This is a genomic window from Streptomyces sp. NPDC006624, assembly GCF_040611555.1.
GTDB lineage: Bacteria > Actinomycetota > Actinomycetes > Streptomycetales > Streptomycetaceae > Streptomyces.
Genome location: NZ_JBEXOM010000076.1, coordinates 1 through 1,230, shown reverse-complemented (window position 1 = coordinate 1,230; position 1,230 = coordinate 1). Strand labels below are relative to the sequence as shown.

Below are 1,230 nucleotides of genomic sequence, written 5' to 3'. Positions count from 1 at the left end.
TGCAGGCCGGGCCGGTCGGTCTGCTCGCCGCGCGAAATCGCGGTGACCCGCCAACCGTTCTGATACAACCGCTGCAGCAGCGGCAAGCCGATCTGGCCGCTGCCGCCGAACACCAATGCGTGCTTCATCCGTTCGTCTTAACCCTGGGCGCCGCCGCGCGCGGGCAACACCGCGCGCAGCCAGAAGTAACCGATCACTGCCGACAGCAGCGAGGCGCCGAGAATGCCGAGAACGGCTTCGTCGAACAAGAGCGGATCCTGGTAGGCCAACGAGGCGATGAACAGGCTCATGGTGAAGCCGATGCCGCACATCAGGCCCAGGCCGACCATCGCCCGCAGGTCCATGCCGGCCGGGAACCGGGCCCAGCCCAGCGCGCGCATCGCCAGCGCCGCGCCGACGATGCCGACCGGCTTGCCGACCACCAGGCCGATCACCACGCCCATCGGCAGCGCCGCCAGCATGTCCTTCATCTCGATCCCGCTCAGCGACAGGCCGGCGTTGACGAAGGCGAACAGCGGCAGGATCGCGTAGGCCACCCACGGGTGCAGCGCGTGCTCGAGGGTTTCCAGCGGCGAGTGTTCTTTGTCGTCGTCGATGTTGTTGCGCTTGTCGACGTGCGGAATCATCAGGCCGGTGGCGACGCCGGCCAGGGTCGCGTGCACGCCGGACTTGAGCACGCACACCCACAGCACCACGCCCAGCGCCAGGTACGGCCCCAGCGACTTCACCCCGCGCCGGTTGAGCAGCCACATCGCCGCCAGCGCCACCGCCGCCCAGATCAGCGCGGTCACCGACAGGCCGTGCGAATAGAAGAACGCGATGATCAGGATCGCGATCAGGTCGTCGATGACGGCGATGGTCGACAACAGCAGCTTCATCGCCGCCGGCACGCGCGAGCCCAGCAACGCCAGCACGCCCAGGGCGAAGGCGATGTCGGTCGCGGTCGGCACCGCCCAGCCGCGCATCGCCGCGGGATCGTCGCGGTTGAAGGCATAGAACAGCAGCGCCGGCACCGCCACGCCGGCGATCGCGCACACCACCGGCAGCACCAGTTGCGAGCGCTCGGCCAATTGCCCGCTCAGCGCTTCGCGCTTGATCTCCAGGGCCACGACCAGGAAGAAGATCGCCATCAGCCCGTCGTTGATCCACAGCAGCAGCGGTTTGCCGATGTCGAGCGCGCCGATGCGCACCTGCACCGGAATCTCGCGGAAGGCCTCGTAGGCCGCCTGC

General features: G+C 68.5%; 2 protein-coding genes. Both read right to left on the bottom strand.

The genetic code is table 11. The annotated features are described in order from the left end of the window. The coding region (locus tag ABZY20_RS37275) for an NAD-dependent epimerase/dehydratase family protein (protein ID WP_356447978.1) at positions 1-128 on the bottom strand (128 nt) is incomplete at its 3' end. A gap of 9 nt (positions 129-137) precedes the next feature. Then, positions 138-1,230: Na+/H+ antiporter NhaA (gene nhaA, locus ABZY20_RS37270; RefSeq protein WP_356447976.1), on the bottom strand; the 1,093-nt coding region annotated here is incomplete at its 5' end.